Origin of the sequence: Anaerovibrio lipolyticus DSM 3074, from assembly GCF_900141865.1 — a bacterium.
Taxonomy (GTDB): domain Bacteria; phylum Bacillota; class Negativicutes; order Selenomonadales; family Selenomonadaceae; genus Anaerovibrio; species Anaerovibrio lipolyticus.
The window spans coordinates 173,529-186,381 of the sequence record NZ_FQYW01000006.1; the positions used below are offsets into that span (position 1 = coordinate 173,529).

Annotated in this window: 9 protein-coding genes, 14 tRNA genes and 1 rRNA gene; 3 read left to right on the plus strand and 21 right to left on the minus strand. The window is 42.2% G+C overall.

Annotated elements, in window-relative coordinates; all coding sequences use genetic code 11:
* Positions 1–4: 4 nt before the first annotated feature.
* The 5 genes from B6K08_RS03995 to B6K08_RS04015 all read right to left on the minus strand — a co-directional run bounded on the left by B6K08_RS03995 (position 5) and on the right by B6K08_RS04015 (position 6,127).
* Positions 5–448 (minus strand): hypothetical protein, encoded by a 444-nt coding sequence (locus tag B6K08_RS03995; protein WP_080325441.1) that lies wholly within the window; start codon positions 446–448, stop codon positions 5–7.
* Complete coding sequence (locus tag B6K08_RS04000; RefSeq protein ID WP_143254829.1) at positions 445–1,758, minus strand: hypothetical protein; 1,314 nt, start codon at positions 1,756–1,758, stop codon at positions 445–447. The genes B6K08_RS03995 and B6K08_RS04000 overlap by 4 nt, the downstream gene beginning before the upstream one ends.
* A gap of 40 nt (positions 1,759–1,798) precedes the next feature.
* A complete protein-coding gene (locus B6K08_RS04005) occupies positions 1,799–2,362 on the minus strand; it encodes a DUF805 domain-containing protein (protein ID WP_159446682.1) in 564 nt (187 codons plus the stop codon).
* 426 nt (positions 2,363–2,788) lie between these two features.
* Positions 2,789–4,567 (minus strand): transglycosylase domain-containing protein, encoded by a 1,779-nt coding sequence (locus tag B6K08_RS04010; protein WP_407639834.1) that lies wholly within the window; start codon positions 4,565–4,567, stop codon positions 2,789–2,791.
* A 138-nt stretch (positions 4,568–4,705) separates the two neighbouring features.
* The gene (locus B6K08_RS04015; RefSeq protein ID WP_080325444.1) at positions 4,706–6,127 is read right to left on the minus strand and encodes a serine/threonine protein kinase; all 1,422 of its coding nucleotides are present in this window, start codon (positions 6,125–6,127) and stop codon (positions 4,706–4,708) included.
* A 252-nt stretch (positions 6,128–6,379) separates the two neighbouring features.
* Between B6K08_RS04015 and B6K08_RS04020 the strand changes: the two genes are divergently transcribed.
* The 3 genes from B6K08_RS04020 (at position 6,380) to B6K08_RS04030 (ending at position 7,144) form a co-directional block, all read left to right on the plus strand.
* Positions 6,380–6,844 carry a helix-turn-helix domain-containing protein gene (locus B6K08_RS04020; protein WP_052211920.1) on the plus strand — a complete coding sequence of 155 codons (465 nt, stop codon included), beginning with the start codon at positions 6,380–6,382 and terminating at the stop codon, positions 6,842–6,844.
* Between the two features lie 117 nt (positions 6,845–6,961).
* Positions 6,962–7,050 (plus strand) — tRNA-Ser (locus B6K08_RS04025).
* Positions 7,051–7,055: 5 nt separating this feature from the next.
* Positions 7,056–7,144 (plus strand) — tRNA-Ser (locus B6K08_RS04030).
* 75 nt (positions 7,145–7,219) lie between these two features.
* Here the strand turns inward: B6K08_RS04030 and B6K08_RS04035 are convergent.
* From B6K08_RS04035 to rrf, 16 genes are all read right to left on the minus strand, one after another.
* Entirely contained in the window at positions 7,220–8,071 is an 852-nt protein-coding gene (locus B6K08_RS04035; RefSeq protein WP_039206739.1) for a transporter substrate-binding domain-containing protein, read from the minus strand.
* Between the two features lie 85 nt (positions 8,072–8,156).
* The gene (locus B6K08_RS04040) at positions 8,157–9,254 is read right to left on the minus strand and encodes a metallophosphoesterase (protein WP_159446683.1); all 1,098 of its coding nucleotides are present in this window, start codon (positions 9,252–9,254) and stop codon (positions 8,157–8,159) included.
* Between the two features lie 186 nt (positions 9,255–9,440).
* On the minus strand, positions 9,441–11,510 hold the full coding sequence (locus B6K08_RS04045; RefSeq protein ID WP_039206743.1) for a methyl-accepting chemotaxis protein: 2,070 nt from the start codon (positions 11,508–11,510) through the stop codon (positions 9,441–9,443).
* Positions 11,511–11,634: 124 nt separating this feature from the next.
* Positions 11,635–11,720, minus strand: a tRNA-Leu gene (locus B6K08_RS04050).
* Between the two features lie 22 nt (positions 11,721–11,742).
* Positions 11,743–11,829 (minus strand) — tRNA-Leu (locus B6K08_RS04055).
* 53 nt (positions 11,830–11,882) lie between these two features.
* Positions 11,883–11,971, minus strand: a tRNA-Leu gene (locus B6K08_RS04060).
* Positions 11,972–11,986: 15 nt separating this feature from the next.
* A tRNA-Gly gene (locus B6K08_RS04065) sits at positions 11,987–12,060 on the minus strand.
* 11 nt (positions 12,061–12,071) lie between these two features.
* Positions 12,072–12,147: transfer RNA gene (locus B6K08_RS04070), tRNA-Thr, on the minus strand.
* Between the two features lie 7 nt (positions 12,148–12,154).
* Positions 12,155–12,230, minus strand: a tRNA-Phe gene (locus tag B6K08_RS04075).
* A gap of 4 nt (positions 12,231–12,234) precedes the next feature.
* Positions 12,235–12,311 (minus strand) — tRNA-Asp (locus B6K08_RS04080).
* A 7-nt stretch (positions 12,312–12,318) separates the two neighbouring features.
* A tRNA-Val gene (locus B6K08_RS04085) sits at positions 12,319–12,394 on the minus strand.
* Positions 12,395–12,401: 7 nt separating this feature from the next.
* Positions 12,402–12,477: transfer RNA gene (locus tag B6K08_RS04090), tRNA-Lys, on the minus strand.
* A gap of 29 nt (positions 12,478–12,506) precedes the next feature.
* Positions 12,507–12,582 (minus strand) — tRNA-Lys (locus tag B6K08_RS04095).
* A 4-nt stretch (positions 12,583–12,586) separates the two neighbouring features.
* Positions 12,587–12,663 (minus strand) — tRNA-Gln (locus B6K08_RS04100).
* Between the two features lie 18 nt (positions 12,664–12,681).
* Positions 12,682–12,757: transfer RNA gene (locus tag B6K08_RS04105), tRNA-Asn, on the minus strand.
* 4 nt (positions 12,758–12,761) lie between these two features.
* Positions 12,762–12,853 (minus strand): 5S ribosomal RNA (gene rrf / locus B6K08_RS04110); the annotation flags it as partial.

The following is a 12,853-nucleotide window of genomic DNA, read 5'->3' on the forward strand; positions in this document are numbered from 1 at the left end:
CTTACTACCTACTATTTATAATTTTATCCAGAAAGTCCATTCTTTCTTGCGTTGTCAAAATCTTATCATCTATTGCTATTGCGCCCACACGGTATAAAATCTTGAAATCAAGGATGGATTCCACCCGAGTTTCCTGGCTTATAATAAATTGTATCTTAGCTTTTGCCGGTTTGCCATCATAGTCACACTCACCGTTAAACTCTACTATATGCCGCCAATTACCTGATTCAAGGTGGTGCCATTTAGGATTTTTAAAGTATTTGTCAAAGCTATCACCAATCTCCACTGCTTGAGAAGTAGCTTCTTTCGTCTCGATATCATGCATCTGTCCTGTGCTTCCTCTTACACATGCCACATATTTATTGAGCGGCACAAAGGCCAGAAAAAAGCTTCCTGCGGCAGCAAGCACCAATATGACAAGGAATATTTTCGCAATTAATTTTCTCATAATTTTCGCATACTTACATAGTTCACAGTATTCTCACCTTGGCGAACAGCAAAGCGCAGCAAGCACGGTACACCATCATTAGAGGTAATTGGATATTCATACAAGTCTAGGTTTCCATATTTTTCATGTCGATAATTATTGCCATAGGTCTGCCAAACATCACTTATACGGGAGCCTTCGTGGAACCCCCTTGGGGTGCTGGCAGCCGATGTGCTGGAAATAATTTCACTAACCCTATTCTCATATACAATGACGTCAATATCATTATATTTCCAGTGGGCCTGGCCATTTTCCGTTACTATTCTGCCAGGACTTCCCATAACAGACCGGACCTTTTCTGTTGTATCTCCAATGGTGATATTCCCCAATGACAAATCCATACCATTTAACGGGCCACTGGTTTTAGATGTTCCCCCAGTAGATGGTGCTGGTGTTACCGGAGGTGGTTCGGCAGACTTAGCATTCGTCTTTGATGCTTTTTCATCTTTCTTCTGTGTTGCTTTGGTAATAATTGTATTGTCATTAAAATTAGGTGTGCTTGATATCATATACAATGATATACCACCCAATGCTAATGCACCAAAGAACAGTAATACAGAAAAAATAGCAGCCGCTATTCTCCCACTACCATCCAAGGTAAATGACATAATCCCCAATATAATGGATATTAAAATCAATACCCCTATTACAATTGCTGTAATTATTACATGTGATTTATGCCATATTTTAAATTTTACCTGTATATCCTTATCGGCACCCACACTAAAAGCTTCGGCCAAATCCCAGGTTAATGTTTTATTGTTATTTGTAACATTATCTGCATTACTGGAATCTGCTGCGTACGGCAGATTAAATTTAATCTCCATTTCCCCTGTTGCAACCATTGCTTGGGTAAGCCCTTCCAGCCTTGGGTCAATATGCTTAAAATGCTGCTCATACCTAAAAGGGAAATCGAAGGAATAAGCATCAAAGAACCAGCCCTTTACCCGTTTTACTTGCCAATCTTTGTTATATTCGGAAGTAAGATTACGTGCATATTCAACTATAGATGGATAATGAGCAGTCATCTTATAACCACTCATATTACCATTTTTATAGGGTTCAACTTTGGCTGAACTATTTAATTTCTCCCTAAGCATTTCACCCTGCTTTTCAACTTCATTGCCAAAGACATCTTTATCTCCAACGAATATAAATTCATAGTCTACACTACCATTTTCACCAATCGTCATAGTCCCGTTACCGCTGAAGCAGCCTGAAACCACGAAGCACATTATTAGCATTAATAATAAACCATACAATCTTTTCATATTCTTTTACCCATACTATTTCAATTTAAAACTATCTTACTCAGATACTTCCCGGATATTTAAGAGGATCATCACCATATTGGTTTGGCCCTTCATTCCCTTTAGCAACGGCCAAATATATTGAAAGGAAAAAAGAGGCACCTAATAAACTCACAATTACCACAACCCAACCAGGGATATTCAAGTCATGCCCTCTCTTTATGGATATAAAAAAGCTTAACACAGAAAGTGGTAATAAAAAAGGCAATGCACATAATAACATAAGAAAAATCATCCCCAAAACAGCATCCTCATCTTGTCCGCTCATCACTGTAGTAGTTATAAAAAAACTAATTCCCCCACAAAGTATAATTCCAACCACAATAGCAATCGTCGTGAGTATAAGGGAACGTAGTATAAACCTCTGCCTATTTAACCTGCCTCTCCAATTCCACCAGCTCAAAGCCTCATCCCTAGTTGCATAATCTGGTCCCAAAGATTTACTTTTATTATTGTCCGATGGTACTGGCAGTGCCCCGCTAACCGCTATTTTTTTGCCACATTTAGCACAAAACACTGCTTCATCGTCTATTTTACTTCCACAGTTTTTACAAATTTTAGCCAATATGTTCACTCCTCATTAAACACATCAATATAACGAGCTTTAAGATGTCCCCTTCCTCTTTAGGTGTGGAAAACAAACTACAACAGCTGGTGAGAATATCTCCCAGCTCGTTGCGACGCGAAGCTAGTCCTGAAAGGGAAACGCTAATTGGAAGATTTTTCTTCTAAAGAAGAAAAATTTGAACAATGGCGTTATAAAAAAACTCTATTATTGTAATTATATCAAGAATGGTTCTTAATTTATTGTACTTTGAGTCCAATGTCACCAAAAAAAGAGCCGCTGCACCGCAACGACTCCCGCTTTATGGATAATTAGCAGACATCTACTTTCCTGCATTAACTTGGTGTTCACCTGTATTGGCATTGGCGTGTAGTCCGAACGAAATAATCCAATTGCTCTTACAAATTACATGTTTAACTCATTACATCAATGTCCTGTACCCTTCATAAAAATTCTCCATATATCTGCAGGTAGTGTGCCACCAGTCATTGTGCCCATAGTCTGGTTATCATCGGTACCAATCCACACCCCCACTACCAAATCAGATACATAACCCACAAACCAGGCGTCGTGATATTCACTGGTTGTACCGGTTTTTCCTGCCACATGGCCGCCGATATTGGCTCTGGTACCAGTGCCATGACTGACTACTCCCTGTAACATACTGTCAAGATTTGCAGCGGTCTCCTCCTTTAGCACCCGCCTTGAACTAGCAGGATTAGGATATTCCTCCAAAACATTGCCGTCCTTATCCAGTACCTTTACTATAGGTGTGCCCTTAGCATAAATTCCCTTGTTGGCAAAGGTGCAATAGGCACTGGTAAGCTCCAATGGAGTTACGCCCCTTGTTATTCCGCCCAGCGCAGTGGAAAGATTAACATCATTACGTTCTCCTTCCAGCACCAAGGTGGATATCCCCATATCCTGAGCATACTTTATAACCTTATCAATACCTATATCATCTGCCACCCGCACCGTTGCCACATTTAATGACTGAGCACAAACAGAGCTTAGTGGAACGCTTCCGTAAAAGCTGCGGTCATAATTTTGTGGGTTCCAGCCATACTTAGTAAATGGTGTATCAGCAACAATTGAATCAGGCGTATAGCCAGACTCCAGGGCAGCAGCATAAACAAATGGCTTGAAGGCAGAACCAGGCTGTCTTTCCGCCAATGCTGCGCGATTAAACAGATCTGTTCCCCGACCACCTACCATGGCCTTTATATAGCCACTATGAGGCTCAATAGCCACCAATGCCCCCTGAGGCTGTTTTAACCCATTAGCTTCATTCATCTCCGGTAAGTTTTTCATAGCCTCCTCAGCGGCCCGCTGCATATCCATGTCAAGGGTGGTATAAATCTTCAGCCCACCCTTATACAATCCGTCATCGCCATATTTATCTATGATTGTCTGCTTTACATAATCAATGAAATAATGAGCGTCACCTACTTCCCTTGGAGCTGATTGAACTAAATGTATTTCTTGCTTTGCCGTCTTTTGGGCAGTGGAGGAACTGATAAAACCATATTTGGCCATTTGCTGTAAAACCACAGCCTTCCTTTTCTGAGCTTCCTCCAAATTATTTAAAGGAGAATAATGATTAGGGCTTTTCGGTATCCCTGCCAGCATAGCACATTCATTTAGGTCCAAATCTTTCACGTTCTTGTTAAAATAATATTTTGATGCTGCTTGGATACCATAGACACCGCGCCCAAAGTAAATCTGATTAAGGTACATTTCCAGGATTTCTTCCTTGGTATGCCTATGCTCAATTTTAAGTGCCAAAAACATCTCCTGAATTTTGCGGCTAAAGGTACGCTCTTGATTTAAGTAAGCATTTCGTGCCAACTGCTGAGTAATGGTAGAACCGCCCTCGGCAACTTCACGGTGTGAAATATTCTCCCACATAGCACGCATAACTCCACGATAATCAATGCCTATATGTTGGTAAAACCGCACATCCTCCGTTGCCAAAAAGGCTTTCTTTAAATTTTCCGGTATTTCCTCACTTTTGACTGGTTCCCTGTCCTCCTCAGCATGTACAACAGCTATTTCATTCCCTTTTATGTCATAAATATGTGATGTTAGAGCTGGCTGAATATCCGGCAAATTGCTTGGAATATTGGCCGAAGCCACAAGAAAGCCACAACCTCCGCCTATTCCCATAACTATCAACGCTATTATTAATCCTGTAGATAACTTCACTTTTACTCATCTTTCTATTTCTATATTCAAAATTACATATCAATCCTAAATACATTACTATATTAATGCAAATTTAGCAAAATATTTTTTTAATCGTCGTACTTCCAGTCCAATTTTCCCAAAATAAAAGGTCTTCTCTTAGAAAGGACTTGCCGTGAACGTGTTATTCCTTACAGTGTATACCATCATATCTCCATCAATAAGGTAGCCATCGCCCAGCTTCAAATATTGGGTATCTGCCATGCCGCTGCAACGGTAAAAACCACTGGTAGGATTATATGTAATGGCCCAGGCGTTGGTATTGTCCACCAAATCGTTTCCACCTTTAACAAGGGCACTGGTCATAATAGGGATAATATCCAAAATCCCGTCACCATTGATATCCATAAATATAATATCCCCATCCATGGTATTAGGATTGTCATAATTATGAATGGCCGGTGGCTGATATGTAAAATAATGGGATGCTGTATGTCCATTACTGTCTGAAAGCTGCACATTTAGCTGCGTGCCAGTATTGGTAGCGGCTACAATTACATTGGAGCCATTTATATTAACTGTTTTCTGTCTGCTGCTTCCCTGAGCTATGTGTAGTGGCCTATTATCTGTAGGTACAGTCTGGATATCCACGTTCTTTTCTCTTGTTTCAGTCTTCGATGGCATTGTTATGCCACCTTGTTCAGAAGTTTTTTCTCTATTATTCTCTCCACCCTCCGGTAAAGGTGCAGGACCTTCCCCATCTATATTTATTTCTTCAATGACTCCCTTGTTATCCTGCTCCTGTATAAGGGTATGGTGATACCACGCACCCCCTGCCCCAATAATAAGAAGGATTATCCCCACCAATGCATACCAGCTTACCTTCTGCGGCGGATTTAGTAAAGCATTTAGCATTGCCGTGGCACTTTGGTAACGGTCAGCCGGAGCAAAGGCCATTGCCTTTTCAATAATCTTCTTTTCATGAGGTGTCATGGCCATAATTGGCAATAGGGTGGCCAGAGTTTGCCCTAATGAATAAATATCTGACCGCTGATCTGTACTCTGATATCCGAACTGCTCCGGGGGTGCAAAACGACGTGTTCCCTGAATTTCCGTATCATGCGTATTATGCTTTTTATTAATGCGGGCAATGCCAAAGTCTATCAAATATGGCTTAAAGTTTTTGTCCAATATGATATGCTCCGGTTTAATGTCCCGGTGAATAATGCTGGCTTCGTGAAATTGCTGTATTACAGGCAATATGTCCTTTAATAACCCCGTTATGGTAAAATTAGGTAAAGTAGCATTTCCCTGAGCTACATTCTCCAGGGAAATGCCCTCAATATATTCTTCAATTACAACGGTTCTGCCTGCAAAAATTACATACAAAATGTGAGGAATCCCCTGTATATCCAATTCCTTTAATTTATAAAACAAATCTCTTTTATCCTCCCGGTATTCCCGGCGAATAAATAATTTATCATCAGCTATTCTTTTTACCAGCATAACAATACCGTGTTCATTTCGTGAAAGTTCCCTTTCTACCACGAAGCTGTCGTCAATAAAATCAATGGCAGACATTTCATCAACTCCCCATATTGATTATAACGCCATTGTTCAAATTTTTCTTCTTTAGAAGGAAAATCTACTAATTAGCGTTTCAACGAGGTGAATTACACTATTCACCGAGTTATAACGCTATTGTTCAAATTTTTCTTCTTTGAAGAAAAATATTCCAATTGTATAAAATTGGACAGTTAGTCCAAGACTTATTGGCCATTCTGTGGCAAAATTATATGCAGGAAAATCTTTCAAGGGAGTGAATTATAACATATGGCGAATACAAGTGCTTTGCTCTCTGAGTTAATTGACAAAGACGATTTAAAGGCTTTCATAGAGAAACATCAAAGCGATTTTATTAATATTACCCCAGCAGAGTATTTAAATACACTGGCTGAAAAATATGAAATTTCTATGGCAGAAATTTCCCGTGCGGCCAATTTAGGTGACTATATATATAAGATTTTCCGCGGGGAGCGAAACCCCAGCCGTGATGTTTTGATTTGCATTTGCCTAGCCATTAATACCAGCCTGGATGAACTGCAACTATTACTTCGTTTAGCCCAGTTTTATACCTTGGATGTAAAAAACGAACGGGATGCAGTGATTTTACATGGTTTACAAAATAATAAGTCTCTGCTGGAGATAAATGCCATGCTATACGAGTTAAAGCTTGAACTTCTTATAGCTGAACGTGATTATAGCCGACCTGCACCAAAGTCTAAAAAGGATGTCTGATGGCATCCTTTTTTAAATTGTCTAAATCAATGTTAATCTAAGGCTTAAATTGATTAAGTCTCTTTTACGCTTTCCTTGACAGCAAATATTTGATTTTGTTATAATGTTTATTGCTATGGAGAGGTGTCCGAGTGGTTTAAGGAGCTGGTCTTGAAAACCAGTGATGTCGCAAGGCACCGTGGGTTCGAATCCCACCCTCTCCGCCATATATGGAGTGGTACTCAAGAGGCTGAAGAGGACGGTTTGCTAAATCGTTAGGGTCGCAAGGCCGCGAGGGTTCGAACCCCTCCCACTCCGCCATGTATAAAAAATATCAGGGCACCGATTAATATCGGTGCCCTGTTTTTTATTTGTTACAAATATAGCTATATTAAATTATTTTTTCAGACCAACGTGAACTATTCTGTCCTGATAATATGGAGTAGTCATCTCCATATTCTGTGGTTTATCAATATCAGCCGGCACCTTTGAGTCTCCCTTCGGTACTGCTACCCAGAAAACCACATCCACTTTCTTTGAGGCCAAAGCGGATGCACGGGCAGCACTGTCTATCTGCACTATTTCCACATCCATATTTAGACGCTTGCCAATTTCCGCCAGCACTGCTGTATTGAAGCCTGCTGGTGTACCATCTGTCAAAACCAAATCCAAAGGAGGCAAATCGCCTGTTACTGCAATCTTCAGCTTTTTACCATTATTTGTCGGCATCGTAACTGCAGGTGGTTCCTCCCCTTTTTTTAAATCAGTAATATAGGTCTTCACAAATTTATCAAGGGTACCATCCGCCTTCATCTCGCCAATTGCCTTATCCAGATCAGCCTTCAGTTGCTTATCTTCCGTGCGGACAGCACAACAAAAGGAATCCTCCAAATTCATACCACTATGCTCTACTATAGCCAGCTTATCATTCCGGTTTATCAGGTACTGTGCAACACTATTGTAGAGGCTCACTTCCTTTACACTGCCGGATTCGAGCCCCATCAACATGGAGGTAAGCTTGTCATAATAAGCATAATCATGGGCAAGCTTCACATCTGTCTCTTCATCAATCTTCTTCATTACTTCGTTGATTCTTTCTTCACTGGCATTCAAATGAGTCAACGTACCAATCTTAATCTGAGTATCATGGGTTCCCGCCTGATTGCCCTGCTGTCCTCCGCACCCAACAAGTACCGCGCCTGCCATGATGCAGCCAAACAAAATAGCACCCAGTTTTTTCATGTTCATGATGCATCCCTCCTATGATGTTTCCAGTACGAACCTATCGTGTTTTCAATACGACGCCTAGGCATGAAAATCCTGCTTTTCCCTCTTACTTTTCTGTAAGCGTGAATACAGCAATCTCCGGTGGACAGCCAAAACGGAATGGGAACCAGCTGCCATTTCCTGAATGCACATACCCCATAGTATTTCCCACGTGATATACACCACGCAAATATTTGAATATTGGCGGTACAAGAGGAATACCAAAGAAGCCCAGCTGTCCTCCATGGGTATGTCCTGTAAGTACCAAATTGGTTTTATACTTAGCCGCTGAGTCTATAAAGTCAGGGTGATGAGCCAGCAATATCTTTACTGAGTTTGCCGGAATCTCCTTTAGAGCAAGCTCCGTATATTTTTCCTTCAAAAAATCAAACTGATCCCGTTTAATCGGATAATCCACTCCTGCAACATAAACTGGCAATGCTTCCCCTGTAACCATATCAAAGGAATTTTCCAGCTTCTTTATTCTGGTTCCCTCTATTGCGATATCAATGGCGGGAATACCACGCATGTGCTCATGATTTCCCCAGCAGTAATAAATCCCGTATTTAAATTTGTCAACATAGCTGTCCACCAGCTTGGCAGCCTTATAATTGATTTTATTATCATCAAATAAGTCACCGGTAATGGCCAGCATATCACATTCCAAACCGCTAGCTTGCTGCAGCAGATTATCCAACTCCTCCAGCCCCATAAAAGGGCCAAGGTGAATATCACTAAGCTGCGCTACAGACAACCCATTTATATCATCAGGTATATTTTCCACTGGAACATTAAAGTGTCTTACCACAGTCTGATGCCTTTCGATAATTCCGCCATAAGCAGAAACAGTCACTGCTGCAGCTGGCAAGGCTGCAGCTCCCTTCAAAAATTTACGACGTTGCGGATCCTCCGGTACATCAAACAGCTTTTTCTTTAAATATTTTACCAATACATATGCCAAAGCCAACCAATCATAGACAATTTGAGCCATAAAGATCAGGGTGGACACCTGTAAAATAATGCCACCTGCTGTTGTACCATGCAGCTTGGTAAACCCAAGAATCATGCCAACTATTAAAATAAGATCAACATAAAGCAGTTTTCGCTGTGCCTTACCCAGTTTTTCAGGTGATAAAATAACTCCCAATGCTTTTTGAGTAACCATTATAATTGTTGTCAGCACAACAAATAAAATAGAGAAAAATAATAACATAGCCTAACCTCTATACTAATATAAATTAAAAGTAATGGTATTGTATCATATATTTATGGAAAAATTCTATACGTCACCCTTTTTATGGCAAAACAAAACCAGTGCCCCGAAAGACACTGGTTTTTATTAATGAAAAAATTAGAATCTGAATTTCTTAAGCTCTCTCTGAAGCTCATCAGCCAAATCAGACAGATTGCGGGTAGAAGCAGCAATCTCTTCCATGGTAGCTGACTGTTCCTCAGTAGCAGAAGATATAGCATCTATGCTGGCGGTTACGGTCTTGGTAACCTGTTCAACATCCTCAGCGGAATTCAGTACAGCCATACTGGAATCAGCAGTTGCATTTGCAGCCTTGGCAGCCTCCTTAATAAGAGCATCTACCTCATTTACGTTGTCTACAATCTGCTGGAACTGAGTACCAGCCTCAGCCACTACTTCACTACCAGTTCTAACTGCAGCAGTACCTTCCTTCATGCTGTTTACAGCCTTCTGAGTTTCACTCTGGATGGCCTGGATGATGGAAGCAACCTCAGCAGCAGCTTCGGAGGACTGCTCTGCCAGCTTACGTACCTCATCAGCTACAACGGCGAAGCCACGACCATGCTCACCAGCTCTTGCAGCCTCGATAGCCGCATTGAGAGCCAGCAGGTTGGTCTGATCTGCAATACCGGAAATGGTATTAATAATCTCGCCAATTTCCTGAGAACGAACACCAAGGTTAGCAACTGCACCAGCAGACTGCTCCACAGTGGTAGAAATCTGATTCATCTGACTAACTGCACGCTTAATAGAGGCTTCACCCTTATTAGCAGCCTCCCCTGCATTTGCAGATGCACTGCTCATACGCTCAGCACTGGATGCAATGGAAGATACATTATCAGTCATGTTACGAATCTGATCAACAACAGTAATCATGGTATCATTCTGCTGCTGAGCAGCACCAGCAATATCAGAAACCTTGCCAGCAACATGGGTAATAGTCTCTGCACACTGATCGGAACCATCAGACAGGTCATTGGATGCAGCAGAAACCTGCTGAGAGCTGGACTGAATCTGCTCCAAAAGGCTCTTTAAATGCTCAGTCATCTGAACAAAGGCAGTACAAAGACGACCAATTTCATCGTTGGCATCATAATCCATACGGAACTGACGGATATTACCATCAGCAATCTCTTCAGACGCATTAGCCAATACTCTGAGAGGTCTAAAGAGAGCCGTACACATCATGTAGATCATGCCAAGAACAAGAGCAAGAGCTACAACAAGAACAATAACCAAGGTAATACGCATATGACGAACCGGTGCAAGAAGCTGAGATTCATCAACAACAGTTAAATACTTGTAACCAGTCTGCTGGGAGGTATAAACAGAAACAACTTTATTTACACCGTCCATTTCAATTTCAACCATACCATCATTTACATTTGCCAAAGAGCTGAACTCACCTTCAACCTCAGAGAGCTTCTTGAAATTCAGGTCTGGGTTTGCAGGATCAGCAAATATAGTACCCTCGGAATCAACTACGACCATGTAACCACTTTCACCGATCTTAATCTCACTGATCATATCAGTAATAACCGGCAAGTCTATATTAATACCAAGAACGCCAATCGGATTGTTTACATTATCCTTCAAAACCATGAAAATACCGATTGTAGGAGTACCCTTGGAAGTCATAAACGGAGCAGTAATACGGACCTTGTCCATTGCTGCCATGCTTTCCTTATACCAGTCACGGGTACGAGCATCATAGCCCTTCTTACGCTTAACAGCAGGATACTGAAGAAAACCACCATCGGTAGTACCAAGACTTACGACAGATACGGAACCCTTGTTAGCTTCAGCAAAACGATGGAAAACATCGTATGCAGCAAGCTCATATCCGCCCTTGCCGGCAGGGTCCATAGCAATCATGCCCTTGGAATCAACCTCACCATCACTATAGACGGTAATATTACCACCCGCGCGTAAAACAGGGTCATTACTCATGTTAACTAAGCCATCACGAAGTCCCTCCAGGAAAATGTTCATGGTGTTATCCACCTGTACAGCCTGAAGATTTGTTTCTTCCTGGAATGAATCTTTCTGATTACTGGTAATTATTCCGTTAAGGACAATACCCATAACCAACATTGCTATAAAGATAGTCACTCCAGCTACCAGCATCAATTTAGTCTTAACGCTGGAATCTTTCATAAAATCTGCCATAGAATCCCTCCATAAAAAACGTTAACTTACATATTCTCCCCTAGTACGATTTTAATTCGTCATAAACCTCTAAATTCCTTTTAAGGGCACAAAAAAACCGAGTATAAACTCGGTTATTTTTTAATGGTGCGGTTGGTGGGACTTGAACCCACACGACTTGTGATCACTACCCCCTCAAAGTAGCGCGTCTGCCTATTCCGCCACAACCGCATGTTATTACTAAATATATATATGGTGCGGCCGAGTGGATTTGAACCACCACGGGGTCAACCCCCACTAGCGCCTGAAGCTAGCGCGTCTGCCGTTTCGCCACGGCCGCATAACACCAAATATTATAACATATTGAATTTGCACAATCAAGCATTTTATTAGTGGTGCCGAGGACCGGAATCGAACCGGTACGGTAGTCTCCTACCGCGGGATTTTAAGTCCCGTGCGTCTGCCAGTTCCGCCACCCCGGCAAAAATACTCTATTATGGAGCGGGTGATGGGAATCGAACCCACGTGACCAGCTTGGAAGGCTGGGGCTCTACCATTGAGCTACACCCGCGTAAGAATCAATGGAGCTGGCGAGAGGAATTGAACCCCCAACCTGCTGATTACAAGTCAGCTGCTCTACCTATTGAGCTACACCAGCATAAAAATGGTGCCTCAGAGCGGAATCGAACCACTGACACGGGGATTTTCAGTCCCCTGCTCTACCAACTGAGCTACCGAGGCATAATGGCGACCCGAAGGGGACTTGAACCCCTGACCTCCGCCGTGACAGGGCGGCATTCTAACCAACTAAACTACCGGGCCATAATAATGGTGGGCGCTAACGGGATCGAACCGCTGACATTCTGCTTGTAAGGCAGACGCTCTCCCAGCTGAGCTAAGCGCCCATATAAATGGTGACCCACCGGGGACTCGAACCCCGAACCTGCTGATTAAGAGTCAGATGCTCTACCAGTTGAGCTAGTGAGTCATAATATTAACTTTCCAAAACAGGACTCATGGTGGCTCACCCGGGATTTGAACCCGGGACACCCTGATTAAAAGTCAGGTGCTCTGCCAACTGAGCTAGTGAACCGTTTTGGCTGGGGTAGTTGGACTCGAACCAACGAGTGCGGGAGTCAAAGTCCCGTGCCTTAACCAACTTGGCTATACCCCAATCACCCCAGGGGTAAAATGGCTCCTCGAGCAGGACTCGAACCTGCGACATACGGATTAACAGTCCGTCGTTCTACCGGCTGAACTATCGAGGAATGTAACCGGCAACTTCCTATCCTCCCAGGCCGTCTCCAGCCAAGTACTTTCGGCGTTTATGTGCTTAACTACTGTGTTCGGAATGGGAACAGGTG

Bases quoted from the DNA above. Each gene is read 5' to 3' on its own strand.
- B6K08_RS04015 (WP_080325444.1), bottom strand. From the start codon at position 6,127: ATGTCTGCCATTGATTTTATTGACGACAGCTTCGTGGTAGAAAGGGAA.
- B6K08_RS04020 (WP_052211920.1), top strand. From the start codon at position 6,380: ATGGCGAATACAAGTGCTTTGCTCTCTGAGTTAATTGACAAAGACGAT.
- B6K08_RS04040 (WP_159446683.1), bottom strand. From the start codon at position 9,254: ATGGTTACTCAAAAAGCATTGGGAGTTATTTTATCACCTGAAAAACTG.
- B6K08_RS04045 (WP_039206743.1), bottom strand. From the start codon at position 11,510: ATGGCAGATTTTATGAAAGATTCCAGCGTTAAGACTAAATTGATGCTG.
- B6K08_RS04035 (WP_039206739.1), bottom strand. From the start codon at position 8,071: ATGAACATGAAAAAACTGGGTGCTATTTTGTTTGGCTGCATCATGGCA.
- B6K08_RS03995 (WP_080325441.1), bottom strand. From the start codon at position 448: ATGAGAAAATTAATTGCGAAAATATTCCTTGTCATATTGGTGCTTGCT.
- B6K08_RS04000 (WP_143254829.1), bottom strand. From the start codon at position 1,758: ATGAAAAGATTGTATGGTTTATTATTAATGCTAATAATGTGCTTCGTG.